This window comes from Bordetella sp. MIP270_01_BMS (assembly GCF_054958705.1).
The window spans coordinates 270,502-294,176 of record NZ_CM143297.1 but is presented as its reverse complement, the minus strand read 5'-3'; the positions used below and the strand labels follow the sequence as shown (position 1 = coordinate 294,176).

Sequence of the window (23,675 nt, the reverse complement as noted above, 5' to 3'; positions counted from 1 at the left end):
GGCGGCGTGGCAAGGCGGAACGGAAGATTTCCCGCAGGTTAGAATGGTCTACACCGTAGTCCTGACTGCCGCGCCTGTGCGCTCACCCTGATATGTTTGCTTCTTTCCCTGGCCGCCTCGCGCGCGCCATGTTGTTGGCCGCCTGCACCCTGCTGGCGGCATGCGGCGACAAGGCCGCCGACTGGACTTTATACGACATCAAGGGCCATCTGCCCGACCTGCGGTTCGAACTCGACGGCGCGCAGGGCCGGACGGTGACGGCCAATGACCTGAAGGGCGAAACCGTACTAATGTTTTTCGGATACGCCAGTTGCCCCGACGTCTGCCCGACCACCATGGCGCAACTGAGCGCCGTGCTGCAACAGCTGGGCGAGCAGGCTGAAAAGGTGCGCATTCTGTTTGTCAGCGTCGATCCGCACCGCGACACCCCCGACGTGCTGCAGGCCTATGTCGATGCCTTCAACAACCAGGCCGTGGGGGTCACGGGCAGCGAAAAACAGATTGCTGACCTCGCGCGGCGCTATCGCGTGGCGTACCAGATCGAGAAACCGCGTCCGGGTGCTTCGGCCGAGCAATACGAAGTGACGCACAGCCGCGGCGTGTATATATTCGACAACGCCGGCAAGGCCCGCCTGCTGGCGTCGGATACCGACAGTGTCGACGCCATCGTGAAGGATCTGCGCCAATTGATCAATATCACCGGCTAGTTTCAGCCGCCGCCCGCCGCTGCGCCGCGGGTGTTGCGTATAAGCCCCAAATACGTGTTGTTACAGTCGCGGCATGCGCACGGTGGGTATCATCCAAACGCTTACCCCTACATCTGAAAGAGGAGCACGCGCATGAGCATTATCATCATGATCATCGTCGGCTTTGTCGTGGGGCTGATCGCCCGCGCCATCATGCCCGGCGACCAGAACATGGGCATTATCATGACCACCATCCTGGGCATCATCGGTGCGGTCGTCGCCGGTTTCCTGGGCCAGTCCCTGGGCTGGTATGCACCCGGCGAGCCCGCTGGCTGGATCGGCTCGGTAGTGGGCGCCATCATCGTGCTGTTCGTGGTGGGGCTGGTCTTCAAGAAACGCGCCTAGCACGCGACTCGTCCAAAGGGCGGCCACTGGCCGCCCTTTTGTTTTATACCCGCATCAGGCGCTTGCCGCGGGTCAGCGCGCGGCAACGGTGTGCTCGGTCCAGCCGCCGCCCAGGGCACGATACAAGCCGACCAGGTTCGACAGTCGCGCCAAGCGCGTTTCTACCAGCACTTGTTGCGACGAATACAGCGAGCGCTGGGCGTCGAGTACGCTCAAGTAATTGTCGACCCCCAGGTCAAATCGCTGCCGGGACAGGTCGTAGGCTCGCTGGCTGGCCTCCACCAGCTGCTGCTGCGCCACGATCTGCGTCTGCAAAGTGCCGCGGCCGGCCAGCGCATCCGACATTTCGCGGAATGCCGTCTGGATCGACCTTTCGTACTGAGCCACCTGGATGTTCTTGCGTACCTCTGACGCTTCCAGACTGGCGCGCAGCGCCCCGCCTGCGAATATAGGCATCGTGATGCTGGGCGCGAAGCTCCAGGCGCCAGAACCGGCATCGAACAGCCCGCCCAGGCTGGCGCTGGCGGTACCGGCGCTGCCGGTGAGGCTGATACTGGGAAAGAACGCAGCCCGCGCCGCGCCGATGTTGGCGTTCGCGGCCTGCAACTGATGTTCGGCAGCCCGTATGTCCGGGCGGCGCGCCAGCAGATCGGACGGCAGGCCGGCCGGCAAGGCGGCCGGCATGAGGCCATCGGGCAAAGTGGTCGCCCGATCCAGCTGCGCCACCACGTCTTCGGGCAGCGGCTGGCCCACCAGCAGGACCAGTGCGTTGCGGTCCTGAGCCACCAGGCGTGTGTACTGCGACAAGTTGCGTTCCGCCGTCCGTAGCGCAATCTCGGCCTGGCTGAGGTCGAGCGCCGTCGCCACGCCCAGGTCGTAGCTTTGCTGAGTCAGCTTGAACGAATCCTGTTGCGCGGCCAGGGTCGAGCGCGTCAGGTCCAGCAGCTCCTGGTCGGCACGCAAGGTCAGGTAGGCCGCGGCCGTCTCGGCGATCAGCGCCAGCTGGGTGGCGGTGCGCGTCTCGTCTTGCGCCAGGTACAGCTGCAGGGCCTGCTCGCTGAGGCTGCGGATGCGGCCGAATAGGTCGAGTTCCCAGGCCGGAATGATGCCTCCGACCTGATAAGTGCGGCTGATGCCGGACTGGCCGCTCTGAGTCAGATCCCCCGGCACACGCTGTACATTGCCCTGCCCGGCGACACCCAGCCCTGGCAGCAAGTCCGCGCGCTGGATGCGATACAGGGCTCGGGCTTCATCGACGTTGAGCGCCGCCACGCGCAGATCGCGATTGGCGTGCAGGGCCATGGCGATCAGCCGCTGCAGCAACGGGTCGGCAAAGAAGTCGCGCCACCCGATGTCGGCCGCCACCGCGCGGGGCGCTGCGCCCTGCCCCGTCGCCGGTTCCGGCGCATAGGCCGGCCCGGCCGGATAGGCGCCGCTGACGGGGGCTGCGGGGCGCTCGTAGGCGGGGGCCAGCGTACAACCCGCCAGGATCGACGCGAACCCGACGCTCAGAAGGAATCGACACGTGTGCGAGTTCATTGCGGTTGCTCTCCCGGCTGCGCCGAAGGGGCGATCGGCAGGACTTCGGCTGGTTCGGCATCGACGTCGCCGTCATCGTCATCGTCGTGGCGTTCACTGTGACGCTTCACCTTGAACAGTTGCAGCATCACCACGAAGAAGGTCGGAACAAAGAAAATCGCCAGGACGGTGCCGGCCAGCATGCCGCCGATCACCCCCGTGCCGATGGCATGCTGGCTGCCCGATCCGGCGCCCGTGGATATCGCCAGCGGCACCACGCCCAGTATGAACGCGAGCGACGTCATCAGGATGGGACGCAGGCGCTGCCGGGCCGCATGCACGGCGGACTCGATCAGGCTGGCGCCTGCTTCGTAATGCGCCTTGGCGAATTCCACGATGAGAATGGCGTTCTTGGCGCTGAGCCCCACCGTGGTGAGCAGGCCGACCTGGAAGTACACGTCATTGGACAGGCCGCGCAGCAGCGTGGCCGCAAGCACCCCGATCACCCCCAGGGGCACCACCAGCATCACTGCAGTGGGAATGGCCCAGCTTTCGTACAGCGCGGCCAGGCAGAGGAACACCACGAGCAGCGAAATGGCATACAAGATCGGCGCCTGCGCCCCCGACAGCCGCTCTTCGTACGACAGCCCTGTCCATTCGAAACCCACACCGGGTGGCATGGTGGCGGCGATGCGTTCCATCTCGGCCATGGCTTCGCCCGAACTGTAGCCGGGCGCGGCCTGGCCCTGGATGTTGAACGAGGGCACGCCGTTGTAACGGTCGAGGCGCTGCGGCCCGTAGGTCCATTGGGCCGAGGCGAAGGCCGAGAACGGCACCATGCCTCCGGCCTGGTTGCGCACATACCACTTGTCGAGGTCCTGCGGCAACATGCGCGCGGCGGCTTCGCCCTGCAGATAGACCTTCTTCACCCGCCCCCGGTCAAGAAAGTCGTTGGCATATGCCCCGCCCCAGGCGATCGACAGGGTGCTGTTGATGTCGGCGACGGCAACGCCCAGCGCGCGCGCCTTCTCGCGGTCGATATCCAGCTGGTATTGGGGAGCATCCTGCATGCCGTTCAGCCGCACGCCCACCAGCTTGGGACTTTTGGACGCCTCGGCCAGGAAGTCATCGCGTGCCTGAATCAGGCGTTCGTGCCCCAGGCCCGCCTGGTCCATGAGCTGAAAATCGAAGCCCAGTGCGTTGCCCAGTTCCATGACCGCGGGGGGCGCGAAGGCCGTCACCCGCGCATCGTGCAGATGCTCGGCGAAATAGGCATTGGCACGCGCGGCCACCGCGTCGACTTTCAGGGCCGCATCTTTCCGCTCGGCCCAGTCGCGCAGCTTGATGAACAGGATCGCGGAATTCTGCCCCCGGCCGCCGAAACTGAAGCCGTGCACAGCGAACACCGACACCACCGCGTCTTTCTCGTCTTCGAGCAGGTAACGGGTGGCCGCCGTAACGGTCTTGGCGGTGCGCTCGGCCGTGGCGCCTGCCGGCGCCTGCACCTGGGCGAACACGATGCCCTGGTCTTCGTTGGGCAGGAACGACGTCGGAATGCGCGTGAACATCCAGCCCATGACCAGCAGCAGTACCAGGTAGATCAGCATCAGCCGCCTGGTGCGGCTCAGGCCTCGCGCCACCGAATTCGCGTATCCGTGCGCCGAACGGTCGAAGAACCGGTTGAACCAGCCGAAGAAACCGGTCTTGACGCCATGGTGGCCCTTTGGCACGCGCTTGAGCATCGTGGCGCACAGGGCCGGCGTGAAGACGATGGCGACCAGCACCGACAGCACCATCGACGACACGATGGTGATAGAGAACTGGCGGTAAATCACCCCCGTGGACCCGCCGAAGAAAGCCATGGGCACGAACACCGCCGACAATACCATCCCGATGCCGATTAGCGCGCCGGTGATCTGGCCCATGGATTTGCGCGTGGCCTGCCGCGGCGACAGGCCTTCTTCGGCCATGACGCGCTCGACGTTCTCCACCACCACGATCGCATCGTCCACCAGCAATCCGATGGCCAGCACCATGCCGAACATGGTGAGCGTGTTGATGGAATAACCGAAGGCGGCCAGCACGGCAAAGGTGCCCAACAGCACGACCGGCACCGCCAGGGTGGGTATGAGCGTGGCACGGAAGTTCTGCAGAAAGAGGTACATCACCAGGAACACCAGGATGATGGCCTCGATCAGCGTATGGATCACGCTTTCGATCGACAGCGACACAAACGGCGATGTGTCGTACGGGTACACCACGTCCATGCCCGGCGGGAAGAACGGCTTGAGGCGATCAATGGTGGCGCGCACCGCATCGACCGTGTCGAGCGCGTTTGCCCCGGGCGCCAGCCTGATGGCCAGGCCCGAGGCCGGCTTGCCGTTGTAGAAGCTGTCGATGGCATAGCTCTGTGCGCCCAGAGCGATACGGGCCACGTCGGACAGCCGCACCTGCGATCCGTCCGGATTCACCTTCATGAGGATCTGGCCGAATTCCTCGGGGGTCTGAAAACGGGACGGACCGATTATGGTGGCGTTGAGCTGCTGGCCCTGCACGGCAGGCAGGCCGCCCAGTTCGCCGGACGACACCTGCACGTTCTGTTCCCTTACCGCATTCATTACATCGAGGGCGGTCAGGTTGAAAGACAGCAGCTTGTCCGGATCCAGCCAGATTCGCATGGCGTATTGCGACCCGAACAGCTGGAAGTCGCCGACCCCCGTCGTGCGGCTCACAGGATCCTGCACGTTCGCCGCGACATAGTTCGCGAGGTCTTCCTTGGTCATGGAGCCATCGGTGGACACGAAGCCCGCCACGATCAGGAAATTCTTCGTGGCCTTGCTGACCCGTATGCCCTGCTGCTGCACTTCAAGCGGCAGCAGAGGCTGCGCCACCGCCAGCTTGTTCTGCACCTGGACCTGCGCCGTATCGGGATCGGTGCCCTGCGCGAAGGTCAGCGTGATGGACATGCTGCCGTCAGAGTTGCTTTCGGATGCGATGTAGTTCAGGTTGTCGATGCCGTTCATCTGCTGCTCGATGACCTGCACCACGCTGTCCTGCACCGTCTGCGCCGACGCGCCGGGATATACGACCCGGATGCTGATGGCCGGGGAAGCGATGCTGGGATACTGCGCCACCGGCAGCTGCAGAATCGCGATGACGCCGGCCAACATCAGTACGATGGCGATGACCCAGGCGAATACCGGCCGGTCGATGAAAAACTTGGCCATGCCTGCTCCTTACCGAGCCGCGCCAGGCGCGGCGGGCGTCGCCGCCGCAAATTCGCTGGCCTGCACCTCGACGCCGGGTCGCACGCTCTGCAGTCCCTGCACGATGAGCCGGTCGCCAGCCTGCAGGCCGGCGGTCACCAGCCATTGATCACCGATTGCGCGATCAACCTGCAGCACGCGAAATTCGACCTTGTTGTCGGCATCGACCACCAGGGCAGTGGGTTGGCCGCGCTGGTCACGGGTAATGCCCCGCTGCGGCGCCAACAGGCCTTGCGGCACCGTACCCTCGATCACGCGGGCACGAACGAACATGCCGGGCAACAGTTTGCGTTCGGGATTGGGGAAGACGGCCCGCAGCGTGACCGAACCCGTGCCCTCGTCCACCGTGACCTCCGAGAACTGCAGCTCCCCCTCGTGACCGTACTTCGAGCCATCAGCCAGCGTCAGCGAGACCCGGGCGGAGTCGCTGCCGGCCTCGCGCAGCAGCAGCCCGCTTTCGAGCGCGCTCTTCAGGCGCAAGAGATCGACGCTGGATTGCGTGACGTCTACATAGATAGGGTCGATCTGCTGGACAGATGCCAGTGCCGCGGGCTGGTTGGCCGTGACCAGGGCCCCTTCGGTCACCGACGACCGGCCAATGATGCCGTCGATGGGCGACAGCACTTTTGTATACACAAGGTTGATGCGGGCGGTCTCGAGCGCGGCCTTGGCGGATTGCACATCGGCGGCCGCCTGGTCGCGCGCGGCCACCGCGTCGTCGTACGCCTGCCGGCTGACCGCGCGGCTTTCCGCCAGCGGCTTGTAGCGCTGGACCAGCAAGGTGGCCGTCTTCAACTGTGCCTGCGCGCGCGCCAAGGCAGCCTTCTGGCTATCGAAGCTGGCCTGGTACAAGGCAGGGTCGATCTGGTAGAGCTGCTGGCCAGCCTGCACCTGCCCACCTTCGGTGAAGAGGCGCCGGGTGATGATCCCGTTGACCTGGGGGCGTACTTCCGCCACTCGATACGCTGCGGTGCGGCCGGGCAGTTCGGTCGTGAGTTGCACGGGCCGCGTGGCCAGGGTCACCACGGCGACCTGCGGCTTGCCTCCGGCAGGCGCTTCGGCGCCCTTGCCACATCCGGCCACCACCAGCGCAGCCCCGATGACGGCTGCAAATGCGGCACTGAGCCGCGTCCCGTTGTTGTTCATGCGTATTTTTCCCAGCTGTGCGATGCCCGCCCCGCCTTATCCACGGTGGGTGCGGATCTGTTTGGTATCACCCGCGGCGCGACCCAACGCGGTCGGCGCGAAATCCGAAATTGTCCTTTATCCCAATTCAGAAACAAATAGGCTAATCACGAAAACTTCATCCCATTTATGGGACAATCGTCCCGTTGCCACCGCGGAAGATCCAGCATGAAACGCCTGCAGGGCATGGAATACTTCGTAGAGGTTGCCAAGACGTGCAACTTCGGTCGGGCGGCAGCCATATTGGGCGTGCCCAAGTCGACCGTGTCGCGCCAGGTGGCCGAACTCGAGCGCTCGCTGGGCTTGCAGTTGCTCAGCCGCACGACCCGGCGCGTTGAACTCACCGATGCGGGCAAGCTGTACTTCGACCGGTGCCAGCGCATCGTGGCCGAAGCGCAGGTGGCGCATGAAGAACTGCAGAAGCTGGTCGAGACGCCCGCGGGGCCGTTGCGCGTCAACATGCCTGCCGACTTTGGCACGGATTTCCTGGCCGAAGCCTTCATGGAGTTCTCTCAACGCTATCCCGAAGTCACGTTCTACCTAGATCTCGCCAGCCCGGAACACGCAGGCCGGGTCTTCCAGAGCTGCGATATCGCTATCGAAATCGGCGCACTGCCCGACTCGACGCAGATTGCGCGCCTGCTCGGCCGCCTGTCGGCCTATCTGTACGCCTCGCCCGACTACCTGCAGCGACACGGCATGCCACAGCACCCCAGCGACCTGACGCGCCACGAGTGCCTGGAATTCCGGGCCGACAACGCCAAGGTCACCCGTTGGCCGCTGGCCCGTGGCGACGAACGCCTGGAAATCACGCCGGGCAAGCGGTTTTCAGTGAACAGCGTGGCCATGGTGCGCAGCCTGGCCTCGCTGGGCGCCGGCATCGCCATTCTGGCGCCCGCCCGCAGCGTACGACAGGACGTCGAGCAACAACGCCTGCAGCGCGTGCTTCCGGACTGGCAGGCGGGGCCGTTTCCGGTTTACGCAGTCACCGACACGCGGCTGCTGCCCGCCAAGACTCGAATATTCATCGAGTTCTTGATGGAGCGTTTGAGCGACGCCATGCTCGCGCCCGAGGATAGCGCGTCGCCGCTGATGTAGAGCGGTGTCCGAAACCGACTGAAACGCTGGCGTCGCTAGAATCGCTCATCGTCACGCAGGTAGCGCCATTGCCCCGGAGGCAGGTCGCCCAGCATTACCCCACCGATGCGTACGCGCTTGAGCCCGACCACCCTCAGGCCAACCAGTTCGCACATGCGCCGGATCTGGCGCTTCTTGCCCTCGCGCAGCACAAAGCAGAGCTGATCGGCGTTCTGCCACCGCACCTGCGCCGGCCGCAGCGGCTTGCCGTCGAGCGAAAGGCCATGGTTGAGCAGCGCCAGGCCGCGGGCGTCCAGCCGGCCCTGCACGCGTACCAGGTATTCCTTGTCCACGCCGGAGTCTTCTCCGATGAGATGACGGGCGATCCGGCCGTCCTGGGTGAGCACCAGCAAGCCCTGCGAATCGATATCCAGGCGCCCGGCCACGGCCAGGCCCTGCAGATGGGCGTGGCTGAAGCGCAGGGGGGAACGATCGCGCGCATAGCGGCTGCGCGCGTCGATCAGCGCGGCGGCGGGCGTATACCCCTTTTCGGCCTGGCCCGATACGTAGCCGACGGGCTTGTTGATAAGAATGGTGACCCGCGCGGTCTGCCGGGCCTGGGCGGCGCGCTCCAGGGTGATGACCTGGTCTGGAAAAGCGCGCGCGCCCAGTTCGGCCACCACGACGCCATCGACCTTGACCCAGCCCCGCTCGATATAGCTGTCGGCCTCGCGGCGCGAACACAAGCCGCGCTCGGCCATCAGCTTCGATATTCGTACTTTTTCCATATTGCGCATTATCGCGCACCCTTGGCGGCATGCCGACGGCATTGCATCGCTGCCGTAGGCCGGTGCACCACGATTCGCGGCCAGGCCGGCCCTGGCGCGCGCGCGCTCTTGGCATAATGTCGCCATGAAAGTATCCGCCCCCCTGGCAGCCGGCTGGCTGCCTGCCGTTCCGCCTTCGTTATCGCCCGCTCACAAATACTGGCTGATGCGCCCCGGCGCCCTCACGGCTGGCTTGCGCCAACTGGGACAGGTTCGCTTGAGGGTGCTGCGCGAATACGCGCAGGGCGCGCCGGCCGACGAGGCCCGCGCCATGGGTCTTCCCCTCGCCCATCCGGTGTGGGTGCGTGAGATCCTGATGTCAGTCGATGGCGTCGATAGCGTGGTCGCCCGCAGCCTCACACCACTGTCGGCGTCGCACGGCACGTGGCAGGGCATGCGCCGGCTGCGCACTCGGCCGCTGGCGGACATGCTCTATCACGACCGCAGCATTGAACGTTCGCCCTTTGTTTGCCGTCGCCTCGCCTGGCCGGTGCCGTTTCATGCCACGGTGCGCGCGGTGCAGGAAAAGCCCGCAGCGGGCGCCTTGTGGGCGCGCCGGTCGGCGTTCTGGCGGCAAGGCCAGCCCCTGTTGGTGGCGGAGTGCTTCCTGCCGGCCTTCTGGTCCGAGGTCGAGCGCCATCCGGCGCGCTGAGGACGCAGTGACTCGCTGAGTCCCGCGGGGGCCGCGCCGGCGCGCACGGCGCGCTTGGAGGCCGCCCGGTCAGCGCCAGGTTTCCGGTTCTACTGTGACCTGGCCCGATGGCGCCGACACAAAAGCCGTACCGTCCTGCAAATTGACGTGCAGGTCCATCGTGCGCTCGGCCAGCAAGCCAAGTTCACGGGTCTGGCCGCTGGGGAGGTTCACCACGCTCAGATTGCGGGCCCGCGTCAGTTTGTTGCGCACGCCTTCCCACCATATGCTGCTGGCGTGCCCGCCGTAGCAATACACCACCACCCGGTTGGCGCGACCACAGGCCTTCAGGATGCGGCGTTCGTCGGGCTGGCCCACTTCAATCCACAAGTCGATGGCGCCCGTCAGGTCCTTGAGCCAGATATCAGGTTCGTCGGTGTCGCTGAGCCCTTTGGTGAAAACCAGCCCTTCCTGGGCATGCAGGGCAAAGGCCAGCAATCGGACCATCATGCGCTCGTCGGTCTCGGACGGATGCCGCGCCACTGTCAGGCCATGACTGCCGTAGTAATGGCGATCGCTGTCGGCGACGTGCAGATCGGCTTTGTAGATGGTTGCGCGCAGGGCCATGGGAATCCGGCGGCGGGGCCGCGAAAAATCGGTAATGATACTCGCGGCGGCTCGCGTGATGCTGGCGGCGTCCCCCCCGGAGCACGCCATGACCTCTGACCGGCCTGGTGTTCCTGACCTTCGGCCTGTAGCTGGCGCTGGAACGGCGCTAACTTGCGGCGCGCAGCGGCGCGGCGTCCGCATGGCGCGGGGCCGCGCTGAGGCCCCGCGCCGGCGTACGTCCGCGTGAAAACCGGCAGGAGGCGCGCCTAGGCGTATACGCCGATCGGGTGGCGAGCTACGTAATGGCCTTCAGCCACCTTGACCAGTGGAGCCACGACCGGTTCGTCTCCCACCTTGCGCACCGGGCTGGGAATTTCATCGACCAGCAGCGAACGCGCGCGATGCCTGCGCGCGGGGTCTGCAATCGGCACGGCGTCCATCAGCTTGCGGGTGTAGGGGTGCTGCGGGTTCTCGAAGATGGAACGGCGCGGACCGATTTCCACAATCTGGCCCAGATACATGACGGCCACCCGATGGCTGATGCGCTCCACCACGGCCATGTCGTGCGAGATGAAAAGCAGCGACACGCCAAGCTCGCGCTGCAGGTCGAGCAGCAAGTTGACGATCTGGGCCTGGATCGAGACGTCCAGCGCAGACACTGATTCGTCGGCGACGATAACTTTGGGGTTCAGCGCCAGGGCGCGCGCAATGCAGATGCGCTGGCGCTGTCCGCCGGAGAACTCATGCGGATAGCGGTCGATCATGTCGGGCGCCAGGCCGCATTTTTCCATCAGCCAGCGCACGCGCTCTTCGGCCGCCCGCCCCTTGGCCACGCCGTGGATCAGCAAGGGCTCCATGATGGAATAGCCCACCGTCATGCGTGGATCGAGCGACGCGAAGGGATCCTGGAAGATGAACTGGATGTGGCGGCGCAGGTGCTGCATGGCGGCGCCGCGCAACGCGCCGATATCCTGGCCGTCGAACTCGATGCGCCCGCCCTGGCTCTTGACCAGCTGCAGCAGCGATCTGCCCGTGGTGGTCTTGCCGCAACCCGATTCGCCCACCAATGCCAGGGTCTCGCCCGGATAGAGGTCGAAACTGACGCGCTCGACGGCATGCACGCGCTTCTGCACGCGCCCGAACACCCCGCCGGCGATGTCGAACCGCGTGACCAAATCTTTGACGCGCAGCACCGGGCGGCCATCGCGGCGGACCGTGCTGACGGGCACGCGCATATCGTCCGGTTTTTCGCCCGAAGCCGCGTCGTCGACCCGCAGCAACGGGAACGGTGCGGGCTCATCGGTGCCCTGCATGGCGCCCAAACGTGGCACCGCCGACAGCAGCGCGCGTGTGTAGGCGTGACGCGGCTGCGCAAAAATCTCGTCGGATCCGCCCTCTTCTACCTTGTCGCCGCGATACATGACCAGCACCCGATCTGCCACTTCGGCCACGACGCCCATGTCGTGGGTGATGAAGATCACGCCCATATCCATTTCTTCTTGCAGCTGGCGTATCAGTTGCAGGATTTGGGCCTGGATCGTCACGTCCAGGGCCGTGGTGGGTTCATCCGCGATCAGCAATTGCGGCTTGCACGACAAGGCCATGGCGATCATGACGCGCTGACGCATGCCGCCCGACAGCTGGTGCGGATAGCGGTCGAGTATGGCGCGCGCCTCGGGGATCCGCACGCGCTCGAGCATGCGCAAGGTCTCGGCGCGCGCGGCGGCCGCATCGAGCCCCTGATGCAGCTGCAGGGCCTCGGCGATCTGATCGCCCGCGGTAAAGCTGGGGTTCAGCGAGGTCATGGGCTCCTGGAAGATCATGGCCACGTCGGCGCCTCGCACGCGCTGCAGCACTGTTTCGTTGGCCCGGCCCAGGTCCAGGACTTCGCCGCTGCGGCGCCTCAGCCGCATCTCGCCGTTCACGATGCGGCCGCCCCCGTATTCGACCAGCCGCATCAGGGCCAGCGAGGTCACCGACTTGCCGGAACCCGATTCGCCCACGATGGCAAGGGTTTCGCCGCGGTCAACGTGAAAAGAAACGTCGCGCACGGCCTCGACGACGCGGTCAGGCGTGGTGAAACGTACGGTCAGGCCCTGTACCTGCACTACTTTTTTGTCGTCCATGCTTGTCATCGCGTTCACTTGTCTTGCCTCGGATCCAGCGCATCGCGCAAGCCGTCGCCCAGCAGATTGAACCCGAGCACAGCCAGGAAAATGGCCGACCCAGGGAAAATCGACATCCAGGGCGCCTGGGTCATGAAATTCTTGGCCGTATTCAGCATCGAGCCCCAGGACGGGTTGGGCGGTTGCAGCCCTAGCCCCAGGAACGAAAGACTGGCTTCGGCGATGATGGCGGTGGCGATGGTGATGGTGGCCTGCACGATCAGCGGCGGCATGATGTTGGGCAATATGTGCCGCACAATGATGCGGGTATCCGACGCGCCCAGGGCGCGCGAACTCTGAACGTAGTCTTCGCCCTTCACCGCCAGCACCTGACCGCGCGCCAGGCGGATGAACTTGGGCGCGGCCGACACGCCGATGGCGATCATGGCGTTGGTCAGGCTGGGGCCCAGGAACGCTGCCAGCGCAATGGCAAGGATCAGGAATGGAATCGCCAGCAAGGCTTCGGTGCAGCGCGACACCACACTATCGATCCAGCCGCCGAAATAGCCGGACACCAGGCCGAAGGGCACGCCCACGATCATGGCGATCAGCACCGAGACCAGGCCCGCCATCAACGATGCGCGGGCGCCGTACAGCATGCGGCTGTAGATGTCGCGGCCCAGCTCGTCGGAACCCAGCCAGAACGCGGCCGAGGGTGCCTTGCGGATGGACATGAAGCTGGTCTGCAGCGGATCGTGAGTGGCCAGCAACGGTGCAAACAGCGCCAGCACCACCACTGTCAGCACGATGAAGGCGCCCAGCAGCGCGACGCGGTTGCGTTTGAACTTGCCCCATGCGCGGTTGCGGCTGCGGGGCGGCGTGACGGCCATTGCCGTAGCAGAATGTGCGCTCATGCGTGCCTCAGGCGGGGATTGACCAGGATATACAGAATGTCGGCAAGCAGGTTCATGACAATGAAACCCACTGCCACGCACAGCACCACGCCTTGAACCACCGCATAATCACGCGTGAACACGGCATCGACGATCAGCTTGCCGAAGCCAGGAATAGTGAATACCTGCTCGGTCAGGACGGCGCCGGCGAGCAGCTCGCCGAACAGCAAGGTAACCAGCGTGACGATGGGCATGAGCGCATTGCGCAGCGCGTGCCGCAGCACGACGCGGCGAGGCGACACGCCCTTGGCGCGCGCCGTGCGCACGTAGTCAGCACTGAGTGCCTCGAGCATCGCCGACCGCGTATGGCGCATGAGATACGCGGCGATGGCCGTCGACAACACCAGCGACGGCATCAGCATGGTTTTCATCGACATCCAGAAATCGTCGAAGGGCGACACGTAGCCCGAAGCGGGCAGCAGACGCCATTTCACCGATACCAGCATGATGAGCAGGATGCCAAGCCAGAAGTTGGGGATCGACATGCCCGAGAGCGCCGCGACGTTGGCCCCCATCTCGGTGGCCGTACCCTTGCGCACTGCAGCCAGGATGCCCATGGGAATGCCCACGATCAGGGCGAAGAACATGGCCATGGCGGCGAGCTGCAGCGTCACAGGCAGCTTCTGGGCGATGAGTTGCGTGACCGGCACATCGGTGCGCAGCGATTTGCCGAGGTCGCCCTGCACGACCTGCAGCACCCACGCACCGTACTGCACCGGCAGCGGGTCATTGAGGCGGTACTTGTCGCGCAGGTAATCGAGCACGGCGGGATCGCGCTCTTCGCCCGCCATGGTCAAGACCGGATCGCCGGGCAGGATTTTCTGCAGCATGAAGACGATCAGGGACACGAGGATCAGCGTCGGGATCGACACCAGCACGCGGCGCAGGATGATTTTGAACATAGGCGAAACCTGGAATTCCGTGTAGTGGACACCGCGCGAAACGCGCGGGCCGTGCGCGATGGCACGGCCCGTTGCTCAGGCGCGCAGCCACCTTCGGCTTATTGGGCGAACGTAACACCCTTGAGACGAATCATGCCGTCGGGATAGGGCTTGAAGCCCTGCACCTTCTTCGCCAGCACGAACGGCCAGGGCTGGTAGTAGATATACACCGCCTGCGTTTCCGCCTGCAGGATTTCCTGTGCGCGGTCATAGATGGCCTTGCGCTTGGCCTCGTCGGGCACGGTGCGGGCTTCGGCCAGCAACTTGTCGACTTCAGGGTTGCAGTAGCGGCCATCATTGAGCGAGCCCTTGCAGGTCACGAACTGATAGATGTTGCCGTCAGGGTCGACGCGCCCCGACCAGCCACGCATCAACAATTCGAAGTTGCCGCTCTGCGCTTCGTTCAGCAATGCCGCGTACTCGGTCGGCCGCAGGTTGAGCTGGAACCCGGCTTCGGCGGCCATGGCCTGCACCATTTCCGCAATGGCCGACGTGGTGGTGTTGTTGCCGAACGCCAGTTCTGCCTTCACCTGTTCCTTGCCGGCCTCTTTGAGCAACGCGCGCGCCTGGGCGATATCGCGCCCAGGCACCGGGAATTTGTCGCTATGGTAGGGGCTGGCCGGCGGGAACGGCTGGTTGGCCGGGTCAAAGATGCCGCCCCCGACCACTTCATTGATGATGTTGCGATCGAGCGTCAGCTCGAACGCGCGCCGCACTCGAGCGTCGGTAAAGGGATTGTTCTTGGCGCGTTCGCCATTGGCGACGTTGAAGTAGAACTGCTGGTAGCCCAGCCCCGACACGGTGGCGAACTGCAGGCTGGAATCGCCCTTGACCTGCTGGGCATCGGACGGGTTCATGCGTTCGAGGATATCCAGCCCCCCCGAGCGCAGATTGGACAGCCGCACGGTGGAGTCGGGAATGGGCAGGAAAGTAATCCGCTTGAAAGCGTAGTCCTGCGCGTTGTAGTACTTGTCGAATTTCTCGAGCACGATGCGGTCGTTCTGCACGCGCTCGACAAACTGGTACGGGCCCGAGCATACGGGCTTGCGAGCCACCGAGCCCAGGTCGTCGGAGAAGATCCGGGGCGACATCATCATGCCGGCGCGGTCGGACAGCGAGGCCAGCAAGGTGGCGTCGGGCTGCTTCAGCGTCAGGACGAGCGTTTGCGCATCGGGCGCCTCGATCTTGGCGATGGACGCGAGTTCACCCTTGCGCATGCTTTCTTTCAGGGTCATGGCGCGTTCGAGGTTGGCCCGGGCGGCCTGCGCGTCGAACTTGCTGCCATCATGAAATACGGCGTCGCCGCGCAGCTTGAATGTCAGTACGGTGTTGTCGTCATTCCAGGACCAGGACTCGGCCAACTGCGGTACGAACTGCAGCTTTTCATCAACGTCGACCAACTTGTCGCACAGGGACGTGAAAACAATACGCCCGACATAAGTGCGGGCGCGGTGGGGGTCGAGCATGTCGGGATCTTCTTGCAGGCCGATGCGGATGTTCTGGCCGATGGCTGCGGCGGAGGCGGCCGCAAGCAACGCGGCGAAGGCTCCCAGCTTGAAGTGCTTGAGCTTCATTTGGTCTTTCCCTTGTGAATGTTCTTGAGCAAGGACCGGTGCCGCGGCACGGCACCGGTCCAGCATGCCATGGTCCTGCCTAGAAACCAACTGCCTGGCCGTCGCGGCGCGTGTCGCTGGCGGCGACATAGCCGAGCTCGTGATCGGTCTCGTGCATGCGCCAGATGAACTGGCCTGCGCCGAAGTCCATGTACGGGTCGTCGACCGATTTCATCGTATGGCCCAGGGCGCGCAGGCCGTCGACCGTGGCGCGGCTCATGGTGGATTCGATATCGAGCGAGAAGTCGCGGTTGACCTTCCAGCGGGGCGCGCAGCACGCCGCCTGCGGCTGCTGGTCGTAGTCGAGCATGCGAATGACGGTTTGCAGGTGACCCTGGGGCTGCATGTCGCCGCCCATCACGCCGAAGCTCATCACCGGCTTGCCGCCCCGGGTCAGGAAGCCGGGGATGATCGTGTGGAAGGGGCGCTTGCCGCCATCGACCACGTTGGGCGACTTCGGGTCCATCGAGAAGCCCACGCCGCGGTTCTGCAGGCTGATGCCCGTACCGGGCACGACCACGCCGGAACCGAAGCCCATATAGTTGGACTGGATGAACGAGATCATCATGCCGTTTTCGTCGGCGGCGGTCAGGTAGATGGTGCCGCCGGCATGCGGGCGGCCAGCTTCGAACTGCGTGGCGCCGTCCAGGCGGATGAGCTTGGCGCGGCTGGCGAGGTAGTCATCGGACAGCATCTGCTCGGGCGTGACGTCCATGGTGCGCGGATCGGACACGTATTTGTACAGATCGGCGAAAGCCAGCTTCATGGCTTCGATCTGCACATGCTGCGACTGAACCGTATCCACGCCCATGCCCGGCAGGTCGAAATGCTCGCAGATGCCCAGTGCCATCAGCGCGGCAATGCCCTGCCCGTTGGGCGGGATTTCGTGCAGTTCATAGCCCCGATACGACTTCGAAATGGGTTTGACCCATTCAGGGCGGTAGGCGCGCAGGTCTTCGAGGGTCATGGCGCCGCCGCACTCTTTGCTGAATGCGGCGATTTTCTCGGCCAGTTCGCCTTCGTAGAAATCGCGCCCGCCGCTGGCGGCGATGCGCCGCAAGGTGTAGGCGGCCTCGGGAATACGGAAATGCTCGCCCGGCTTGGGCGCCCGTCCATTGGGCAGGAAGGCCTGGGCGTAGCCCGGCTGGTCGCGCAGTTCGTCGACAGCGGCTGCCCACTTGTGCGCGACCACCGGAGGCACGGCATAGCCGCGCTCGGCGATCTCGATGGCGGGCTCGAAGAGGTCGGCAAAGGGCAGCTTGCCCAGCTTTTCGTGCAGGGCGGCCCAGCCGGCCACCACGCCAGGCACCGTGGCCGCGTCCCAGCCGCGCTTGGGCTGCTTGGCCAGGCCATCCGGACCGGTACCGTATTTGCGCTTGAAGTATTCGACGTTCCAGGCCGCCGGCGCCACGCCTGAAGAATTCAGGCCATGCAGCTCTTTGCCGTCCCAGACGATGGCAAAGCAATCGCCGCCCAGACCGCACGAAACCGGTTCGACCAGCACAATGGTGGCGGCGGCCGCAATGGCCGCATCGACGGCGTTGCCGCCCTTGAGCATCATGCGCAGGCCGGCTTGCGCGGCCAGGGGATGCGACGTCGACACGACATTTCGGGCGTACAGCGGAATCCGGAACGAAGGATAGGGGTTGTTCCAGTCGAAGGTTTTCATGGGCGCGAGCTCGAAGTTGGAAATGCAAGGGAAAGACAGACGAAATTACTCTTGTGGTCTAATTAAATCAATTTGAATATTTGATTTAACGCACAAAGTTTTTTTATGAGTAGCATACGCTTCCTGCGCAGCTTCCTGGCCGTGGCCCACCACGGCTCATTTTCCGAGGCCGCCGAGCAGGTTGCGCTCACCCAGGCCGCCATCAGTTTCCAGATGCGCTCTCTCGAAGCCGAACTGGGTAGGGAACTATTCGACCGCAGCGGGCGGCTGGCCATCCTGAATGCAGCCGGCCGCGAACTCCTGCCCGATATCAAGCACCTGGTCGATCTCTACGACCGCCTGAAGCTGCCGCGCAACACACCGGGCGAACTGGCCGGCGCGGTGTCGATCGGCGCCGTGGTGTCCTGCATGGGTCCCCTGTCCAAGGTGGTATCCAACCTGAAACGCGAGCATCCGGGGCTGGATGTGCGCGTGCTGTCGGGCAAAGCGAGCGAACTGGCCGGCAAGGTCGAGGCGGGAGACCTGGACGCCGCGTTCGTGGTCGAAAGCCGCCGGAAAATGGCCAGCACGCACTGGACTCCGCTATACGAAGAACCGTTGGTGGTGGTGGCGCCGCCCGCCGCGCCGGGCGATTCCGCGCTGGCGGTACTTGCGGCAAACCCCTTCCTGCGTTTTGACCGCACCCAGCGCACCGGACGGCAGATCGATCGCGTGCTGCGCCGCCTCGGCATTCCGGTGAGCGAATTCCTGGAGCTCAATGCCATCGAAACCCTGGTCGAGCTGGTACGCCAGGAAGTGGGCGTGGCGTTGCTGCCGCTGCTCAATGGCGCGAACTGGCAGGCCAGCGCCGACCTGCGCGTGCTGCCCCTGCCGCCCGAGGCGGGCCAGCCTACGCGTTGCCTGGGCATGCTCGAGCGCCGCGATCACGCGCGGCAGGACGTCACGCGCGAGATATGCGCCCAGAGCCTGGCCATGTTCCATCTGCGCAAGCAGGCCCTGCCCGCCTGAGCCGGGGCCCACCGGGCCGTATTGCTTGAACGCTGCCTTTCCTGATCATGGGCGTCCTGGTGCCGGCGATCGTGCAGGCCGTGATGAGGCCGATGCTGCAGATGAATCGGCTCGTGCGCCGAGGCTCAGAATGCGGCGTAGCCGCCATTGGCCGCAATGGCTTCACCGGTGATCATCCGCGATTCATCGCTGCTGAGAAACAACGCAATGTTGGCGATGTCTATGGGGTCGCCTTCGCGATTCGGATAGCGCGCCGCCAGTTCCAGCGATGTGGGACGCCCGGCGTCCTGGTTGAGCAGGATGCGTTCGGAGCGTATACGGCCCGCGCAGATGGCGTTCACCCGCACACCGGCCGGAGCGTATTCCGCGGCCAGGGCGCGCGTCAGCGAAATCACGGCGCCCTTCGCCGCCGTATAGGCATGTCCCGCGAAGCTGCCCCGCAGGCCGGCGCCCGAAGACATGTTCACGACTGTCCCGCCTCCTGCACGCACGATCGCGGGCACTGCGTGCCGGCAGCACAGCATGGTGCCGTTCAGATCGAGCTGCAGCGTGCGGTCCCACAGCGCGAGATCGACCTTATCCACCGCGGCATCGCCAGCCTGAGAGCCCCCCGCGCAGTTGAACAGCAGGTCCAGTTTGCCGAATGCCGCCACGGTGGCATTCACCGCGTCTCGCACGCTGTCCTCGTCCGTGACGTCCCCGGATACTGCAATCGCCTTCCCACCGGCCGCGACGATCTGCCGCGCCAGCTGCTCGAGCGTATCCGCGCGACGATCGAACAACGCAACCTGCGCACCCTCGTCCGAGAAACGCCGGGCCGCCGCGCTGCCTATGCCTCCGGCCGCTCCGCTGATCAAGGCCACGCGTCCCGCCAGGCGGCCCGTCGCGGAGTTCCGGGCGCGGCTCACTGCCGCATCTTGGGGGCGCGTCATGCCTTCGTCCTGCCGTCAGCCCCGGAGGGCGAGCGGCCCGCCCACGGGTCGGCCCGTTCCAGTGCGGCCGACAGGCGCAGCACCAGGTCGTCGCGCCCGAGGGCGCCGATCAGCTGGACTCCGATCGGCAGCCCTTCGGCCGACATGTACAAGGGCAGGCTGGCTGCTGGCTGGCCCGAGGCGTTGATGACGGCCAGGAAGGTCGTATAACGCGCGACGTGGGTGCGGAACGACGTAAAGTCGCCAGCCATGCTGAGTTCACCCAATGCCGCCGGTGGCCGGGTCAGCGTGGGCGACAGGATCAGATCGTAGCCTTCCATGGCCGCCGCCATGGCACGTCCCACGGCATGCAGTGTCTGGATCATGGCGGCGTAGTCCGTTGCACTGAACTGGCGGGCCATTCGGTAGCCATCAGCAATCGCGGGCTCCATGTCGTCGGGATTCAGCCCACGCTGCAGGGCAGCCAGCCGCGCATCCACCGCAAGCGCGATATGGGTGCTGAGTATGCCGATGTGAGCCCGCACGAATGCGCGGTAATCCAGAGCCGGCGCCGCGATGGTTTCCGTGGTGTGACCCAGCTCGCGGCACAGACGGCTGGCGTGATCGACGGCGGCGAGGCAGGCGGGGTCGACTTCGATGTCGTCCCACGCGTCGCGCCATACGGCAATTCGCAACGGGCGCTCGAATGGCCGGTCCAGCCCGGCAAGGTAGCCGCCCGGCGGCGCCACGGGAGCTGCGTACGGCGCGCCCGGCTCCGCGCCGGCAATGGCGTCCAGCGCCGCGGCGGTGTCGCGCACGCTGCGGCTCAACACGCCATCCCCCGCCATCCCGCCCCAGGCCTCGCCACGTGCCGGGCCCAGTGGCACCAGGCCCCGGCTCGGTTTCAAGCCGTATACGCCGCAGCAGGATGCCGGGATGCGTATCGAGCCGCCGCCGTCACTGCCGTGCGCAAGCGGCACCACGCCCGTGGCAACGGCTGCCGCCGCCCCCCCGCTGGACCCGCCGGCCGAACGGTCCGGCGACCAGGGGTTGCGGGTGGGGCCGCCATTGACCACGGCTTCGGTTGTGGGAGCCATGCACAGCGCGGGCACCGTCGTGCGGGCGAAGGGCAGCAGCCCGGCGGCATCGAAACGCCGGACCAGCGTGGCGTTGCTGGAGAACCTGATGTCCTTGAACAGTCCCATCCCGATGCTGGATGCCAGTCTGTCACACGCGAGGCCCGAATCCTTCAGCAGGAACGGCAGCGCACCGAACAAGCCCGCCGGCTCGGCTTCTGCGGCGCGCTGCAACGCGGCATCGTAATCCGCGTAGCAAATCGCGTTCAGCGGCTCGGCCCGCTGACGGGCGAGCTGGATGGCGCATTGCATCAATGTCTGCGGGCTGGTGGCTCCCGCGCGCAGCAGCGCGGCCAGCGAAAGGCCGTCGTGCCGCAAGTACTCTTCGATATCCATATCGGCAGTCCAGGAAGTGCGGCTCAAGGCCAGGCAGGTCCGCCGTGGCGCGCCAGGAAGCTGCGCAGGTCGGCGACGCAGCGATCGGGAAGGTATTCGCAGATGCTGTGCCGTTCACCCTCGTACACGAGGATTTCCGCCCGCTTCAGGTTGTCGCGCATGGGCTGGTAGGCGTCCATGCCGCCGATGCGCCCGGCGCCGGGAATGACCACCAGGGTCGGACACTGGATGCGGTGCAACTGATCGCCCCATTCCTGTTGCGCCATGTAGCCCACGAAACGGCCGATATAAGCCATGTCGTGGTTCGACAGCGCATCCAGGAACTGCTCGCAGCGCGGGGTGCCTACGTACTCGGGCGGGAACCGGTCGTCGATCGTGTCAGCCAGGAACTGCCGCAGACCCTGCTTGGCAACCCGTTCAATCCACCCCGAGGCCTGGCTGTTGCGCAGGCCGGGAGCCGAACCGAACAGTGCCAGGGTTTCGACGCGATCGGGCTGCTGCATTGCCAGGTGCTGGCCTACGTACCCCCCCGCAGAATTGCCGGCGATGTGCACGCGATCGCAGCCCAGGTGGTCCAGCAACGCCGAAATGTCGTCGGTCAGCACCTGCAGATCGAGCGGCTGATCGGGAGCGGGCACTTCGGAAAGGCCGTGGCCACGCAGGTCGGCGCGCACCACTCTGTAGTGGCGGCTGAGTCCCGGCACCCAAGAATAAAATCGCTGCGCGTTGGCCATGGCCCCGTGCAGCAGCAGCAGAGTCGGCGCCGTGCTCCACGGGTCGGTGAAATCGTCCAGGTAGTAGCTCAGGCGCAGTCCGTCGCGCTCGTAGTAGTGCTGCATGTGTGTCCTTCTATGTTTGCTCAGGGCTGGGCGGCGGCGCCGGCCTGCCTTTGCCGGTAGGCGTCCACCACTTCCGCCATCCTCAGGAACGTCGCGCCTTCATCGATCAGCCGTCGCAGCAGGCGTTCGAGCATGCGCATGCGGTGGCCGCGACCGATGACGAATGGATGAAAGGTGTAGGTAATGACGCCCCAGTCGAAGTTCTCTTTCAGATACAGGAAGTCTTCGACCCAGTTTTCCATGACGCCATTGGCATTCATCAGACCGGGAATCACAGACTGGCCGGCGCGCACGAACTCGAAGTGCGGGTAGTCGTCGAGCGACCAGCTGATGGGCACTTCGATCAGGTTCGTGGGCGTTCCGAACCGGGCAGGCTCATCCAGCGGGAAGGAATCGCCTTGCCGCACGGGGTACGGCAGGTAGTCGTGACCCATCATGCTGCTGTCGTAATCGAAGCCCTGCTCGAGCAGCAGGCCCAAGGTGTTGGGGCTCAGATCCCACGAGGGCGACCGGTAGCCGCGTGCGGGCTTGCCTGTGAGATCCCTGATGGCTTCGTTGGCGCGCACCAGGCCTTTCAGTTCGTCCTCGCGCGACATGAGGTTCGGGGCCACATGCGTCCAGCCATGATTGCCGATTTCATGCCCGGCCTCGTGTATGCGCCGGCAATGATCGGGATAGCTGGCCAGCGTGTGGCCCGGGATGAACCAGGTCGAAGGCAAGCCCAGCCGGTCCAGCAAGGCGAGCACCCGATCGGCGGCAACCGCGCCGAATTCGCCGCGCGAGACCGGCGTGGGGCTATCCATGCCGCGCGCCAGCCAAACAGAAATCGCATCGAAATCAAAGGTCAGGCACACGTGGGCTTGCTTGGCGACCATGGCTTACTCCAGTCGGATATCGGCTTCTTTGACGAACTTGCCCCAATCTTCGATCATCTGGCGCATCTGGGCGGTGTGCGCGGCGGCGTCATTGCCGATCAGGCTCAAACCGAGATCCTTGGTGCGCTGCTGCACGGTCGGGTCCTTCAAGGCGCCGGTGTAGTAGGCATTCAGCTTCTCGATGACTGCATCGGGCGTCTTGGCCGGTGCGTAGATGCCCCAGTAGGTATCCGCATTGACGCCGTTCACGCCCCGCGAGACGAAGGTCGGCACTTCAGGCAGCAAGGGGCTTGCCGTATCCCCGGTGACTGCCAATGCGCGCAGGCGGCCAGACTGGATGTGCGGCAGCCCCGTGGTGGTGCCGCCAAAATAGATCTGGACCTGCCCGCCCAGCAATGCCGCCATGGCGGGCGCGACGCCCTGGTATGGCACGTGCACGATATCGACGTCGGCTGCACGGCGGAACATTTCGCCCGCCATGTGCGTCGAGGTGCCATAGCCGCCCGACGCGAAATTCAAGGTGCCGGGCTTTTCCTTCGCCAGGGCGATCAGCTCTTCCAGCGTGTTGGCCGGCACCGACGGATGCACGAGCAGCACCAGGGGTGCCCGGGCCAGCATTGTCACTCCGCGGAAATCACGCGTCGTGTCATAAGGAATTTCTTTCAGCAAAGACGGATTCACCAGGATGGATAGATCTCCACCCAGCACGGTGTAGCCGTCAGGGGCAGCCTGCGCGACATGGGAAGTTCCGATGACGGAAGCACCGCCCGGCCGGTTGTCGACGATCACCGATTGGCCGGCGGCTTCGGCAACCGGCTTTTGCAGCATGCGGATCAGCACGTCGGTCGTGCCGCCGGCCGGATAGGGAACCACGACGCGCAGCGCGCGGTCGGGGAAAGCGTCTGCCATCGTGGGCATTGCCGCCCCCAGGGCCGATGCCGCCAGCAGGGTTGCCAGGATGCGCCTAATACTCATGTATGACCTCGCGTGTAGAGATGGTATGTGGCCGGATTCTAGGAAGCGGCTCGTTCGGCGAATATGACCTACATTACAATCTGCAAACTCGAGACTCCGCCCGACTGCGA

The 23,675-nt window shown here is 65.1% G+C and carries 20 protein-coding genes; 5 read left to right on the top strand and 15 right to left on the bottom strand.

From position 1 onward, the window contains the following. Positions 1-92 precede the first annotated feature (92 nt). Both ACV17W_RS01425 and ACV17W_RS01420 read left to right on the top strand, forming a co-directional pair. On the top strand, positions 93-707 hold the full coding sequence (locus ACV17W_RS01425) for an SCO family protein (protein ID WP_462594685.1): 615 nt from the start codon (positions 93-95) through the stop codon (positions 705-707). A 132-nt stretch (positions 708-839) separates the two neighbouring features. Beyond that, positions 840-1,091: a GlsB/YeaQ/YmgE family stress response membrane protein gene (locus ACV17W_RS01420; RefSeq protein ID WP_462594684.1), complete on the top strand. Its 252-nt coding sequence runs from the start codon at positions 840-842 to the stop codon at positions 1,089-1,091. Positions 1,092-1,163: 72 nt separating this feature from the next. Here ACV17W_RS01420 and ACV17W_RS01415 read toward each other — a convergent pair whose 3' ends face one another. The 3 genes from ACV17W_RS01415 to ACV17W_RS01405 are packed head-to-tail and all read right to left on the bottom strand — an operon-like array spanning position 1,164 to position 7,021. Then, positions 1,164-2,630, bottom strand: a complete 1,467-nt coding sequence (locus ACV17W_RS01415) for an efflux transporter outer membrane subunit (RefSeq protein ID WP_462594683.1) — start codon at positions 2,628-2,630, stop codon at positions 1,164-1,166. Continuing rightward, positions 2,627-5,836 (bottom strand): efflux RND transporter permease subunit, encoded by a 3,210-nt coding sequence (locus ACV17W_RS01410; RefSeq protein WP_462594682.1) that lies wholly within the window; start codon positions 5,834-5,836, stop codon positions 2,627-2,629. The genes ACV17W_RS01415 and ACV17W_RS01410 overlap by 4 nt, the downstream gene beginning before the upstream one ends. Before the next feature lie 9 nt (positions 5,837-5,845). Continuing rightward, positions 5,846-7,021 carry an efflux RND transporter periplasmic adaptor subunit gene (locus ACV17W_RS01405; protein ID WP_462594681.1) on the bottom strand — a complete coding sequence of 392 codons (1,176 nt, stop codon included), beginning with the start codon at positions 7,019-7,021 and terminating at the stop codon, positions 5,846-5,848. A gap of 207 nt (positions 7,022-7,228) precedes the next feature. On the opposite strand from ACV17W_RS01405, the gene ACV17W_RS01400 reads away from it, so the two are divergent. Beyond that, a complete protein-coding gene (locus tag ACV17W_RS01400) occupies positions 7,229-8,158 on the top strand; it encodes a LysR family transcriptional regulator (protein WP_462594680.1) in 930 nt (309 codons plus the stop codon). A 35-nt stretch (positions 8,159-8,193) separates the two neighbouring features. Here the strand turns inward: ACV17W_RS01400 and ACV17W_RS01395 are convergent, their stop codons facing one another. Beyond that, the gene (locus ACV17W_RS01395) at positions 8,194-8,925 is read right to left on the bottom strand and encodes a pseudouridine synthase (RefSeq protein ID WP_462594679.1); all 732 of its coding nucleotides are present in this window, start codon (positions 8,923-8,925) and stop codon (positions 8,194-8,196) included. A gap of 124 nt (positions 8,926-9,049) precedes the next feature. Here ACV17W_RS01395 and ACV17W_RS01390 point away from each other — a divergent pair, with 124 nt between their 5' ends. After that, entirely contained in the window at positions 9,050-9,616 is a 567-nt protein-coding gene (locus ACV17W_RS01390; protein WP_462594678.1) for a chorismate--pyruvate lyase family protein, read from the top strand. Positions 9,617-9,685: 69 nt separating this feature from the next. On the opposite strand, the gene ACV17W_RS01385 is transcribed toward ACV17W_RS01390, so the two are convergent. From ACV17W_RS01385 to ggt, 6 genes are all read right to left on the bottom strand, one after another. Continuing rightward, positions 9,686-10,222 (bottom strand): YaeQ family protein, encoded by a 537-nt coding sequence (locus tag ACV17W_RS01385; RefSeq protein WP_462594677.1) that lies wholly within the window; start codon positions 10,220-10,222, stop codon positions 9,686-9,688. 248 nt (positions 10,223-10,470) lie between these two features. Next, the gene (locus tag ACV17W_RS01380) at positions 10,471-12,330 is read right to left on the bottom strand and encodes a dipeptide ABC transporter ATP-binding protein (RefSeq protein ID WP_462594676.1); all 1,860 of its coding nucleotides are present in this window, start codon (positions 12,328-12,330) and stop codon (positions 10,471-10,473) included. Between the two features lie 14 nt (positions 12,331-12,344). Continuing rightward, positions 12,345-13,223 carry an ABC transporter permease gene (locus ACV17W_RS01375; protein ID WP_462594675.1) on the bottom strand — a complete coding sequence of 293 codons (879 nt, stop codon included), beginning with the start codon at positions 13,221-13,223 and terminating at the stop codon, positions 12,345-12,347. Beyond that, positions 13,220-14,164, bottom strand: coding sequence for an ABC transporter permease (locus ACV17W_RS01370; protein WP_462594674.1), 945 nt, complete (start codon positions 14,162-14,164; stop codon positions 13,220-13,222). The genes ACV17W_RS01375 and ACV17W_RS01370 overlap by 4 nt, the downstream gene beginning before the upstream one ends. Before the next feature lie 98 nt (positions 14,165-14,262). After that, positions 14,263-15,777 carry an ABC transporter substrate-binding protein gene (locus ACV17W_RS01365; RefSeq protein ID WP_462594673.1) on the bottom strand — a complete coding sequence of 505 codons (1,515 nt, stop codon included), beginning with the start codon at positions 15,775-15,777 and terminating at the stop codon, positions 14,263-14,265. A 79-nt stretch (positions 15,778-15,856) separates the two neighbouring features. Beyond that, positions 15,857-17,485, bottom strand: a complete 1,629-nt coding sequence (ggt, locus tag ACV17W_RS01360) for a gamma-glutamyltransferase (RefSeq protein WP_462594672.1) — start codon at positions 17,483-17,485, stop codon at positions 15,857-15,859. Between the two features lie 105 nt (positions 17,486-17,590). Between ggt and ACV17W_RS01355 the strand changes: the two genes are divergently transcribed. After that, positions 17,591-18,493 carry a LysR substrate-binding domain-containing protein gene (locus ACV17W_RS01355; RefSeq protein WP_462594671.1) on the top strand — a complete coding sequence of 301 codons (903 nt, stop codon included), beginning with the start codon at positions 17,591-17,593 and terminating at the stop codon, positions 18,491-18,493. 125 nt (positions 18,494-18,618) lie between these two features. Here ACV17W_RS01355 and ACV17W_RS01350 read toward each other — a convergent pair whose 3' ends face one another. Genes ACV17W_RS01350 through ACV17W_RS01330 form a run of 5 tightly spaced genes read right to left on the bottom strand, consistent with a single transcriptional unit; the run spans position 18,619 to position 23,565 of the window. After that, positions 18,619-19,425: an SDR family NAD(P)-dependent oxidoreductase gene (locus ACV17W_RS01350; RefSeq protein WP_462594670.1), complete on the bottom strand. Its 807-nt coding sequence runs from the start codon at positions 19,423-19,425 to the stop codon at positions 18,619-18,621. Then, positions 19,422-20,903: an amidase gene (locus tag ACV17W_RS01345; protein WP_462594669.1), complete on the bottom strand. Its 1,482-nt coding sequence runs from the start codon at positions 20,901-20,903 to the stop codon at positions 19,422-19,424. Before ACV17W_RS01345 ends, ACV17W_RS01350 begins: the two co-directional genes overlap by 4 nt. Then, the gene (locus ACV17W_RS01340) at positions 20,900-21,715 is read right to left on the bottom strand and encodes an alpha/beta fold hydrolase (protein WP_462594668.1); all 816 of its coding nucleotides are present in this window, start codon (positions 21,713-21,715) and stop codon (positions 20,900-20,902) included. Before ACV17W_RS01340 ends, ACV17W_RS01345 begins: the two co-directional genes overlap by 4 nt. 20 nt (positions 21,716-21,735) lie before the next feature. Next, the gene (locus ACV17W_RS01335) at positions 21,736-22,590 is read right to left on the bottom strand and encodes a polysaccharide deacetylase family protein (RefSeq protein ID WP_462594667.1); all 855 of its coding nucleotides are present in this window, start codon (positions 22,588-22,590) and stop codon (positions 21,736-21,738) included. A gap of 3 nt (positions 22,591-22,593) precedes the next feature. Then, positions 22,594-23,565: a tripartite tricarboxylate transporter substrate binding protein gene (locus ACV17W_RS01330; protein WP_462594666.1), complete on the bottom strand. Its 972-nt coding sequence runs from the start codon at positions 23,563-23,565 to the stop codon at positions 22,594-22,596. Positions 23,566-23,675 lie beyond the last annotated feature (110 nt).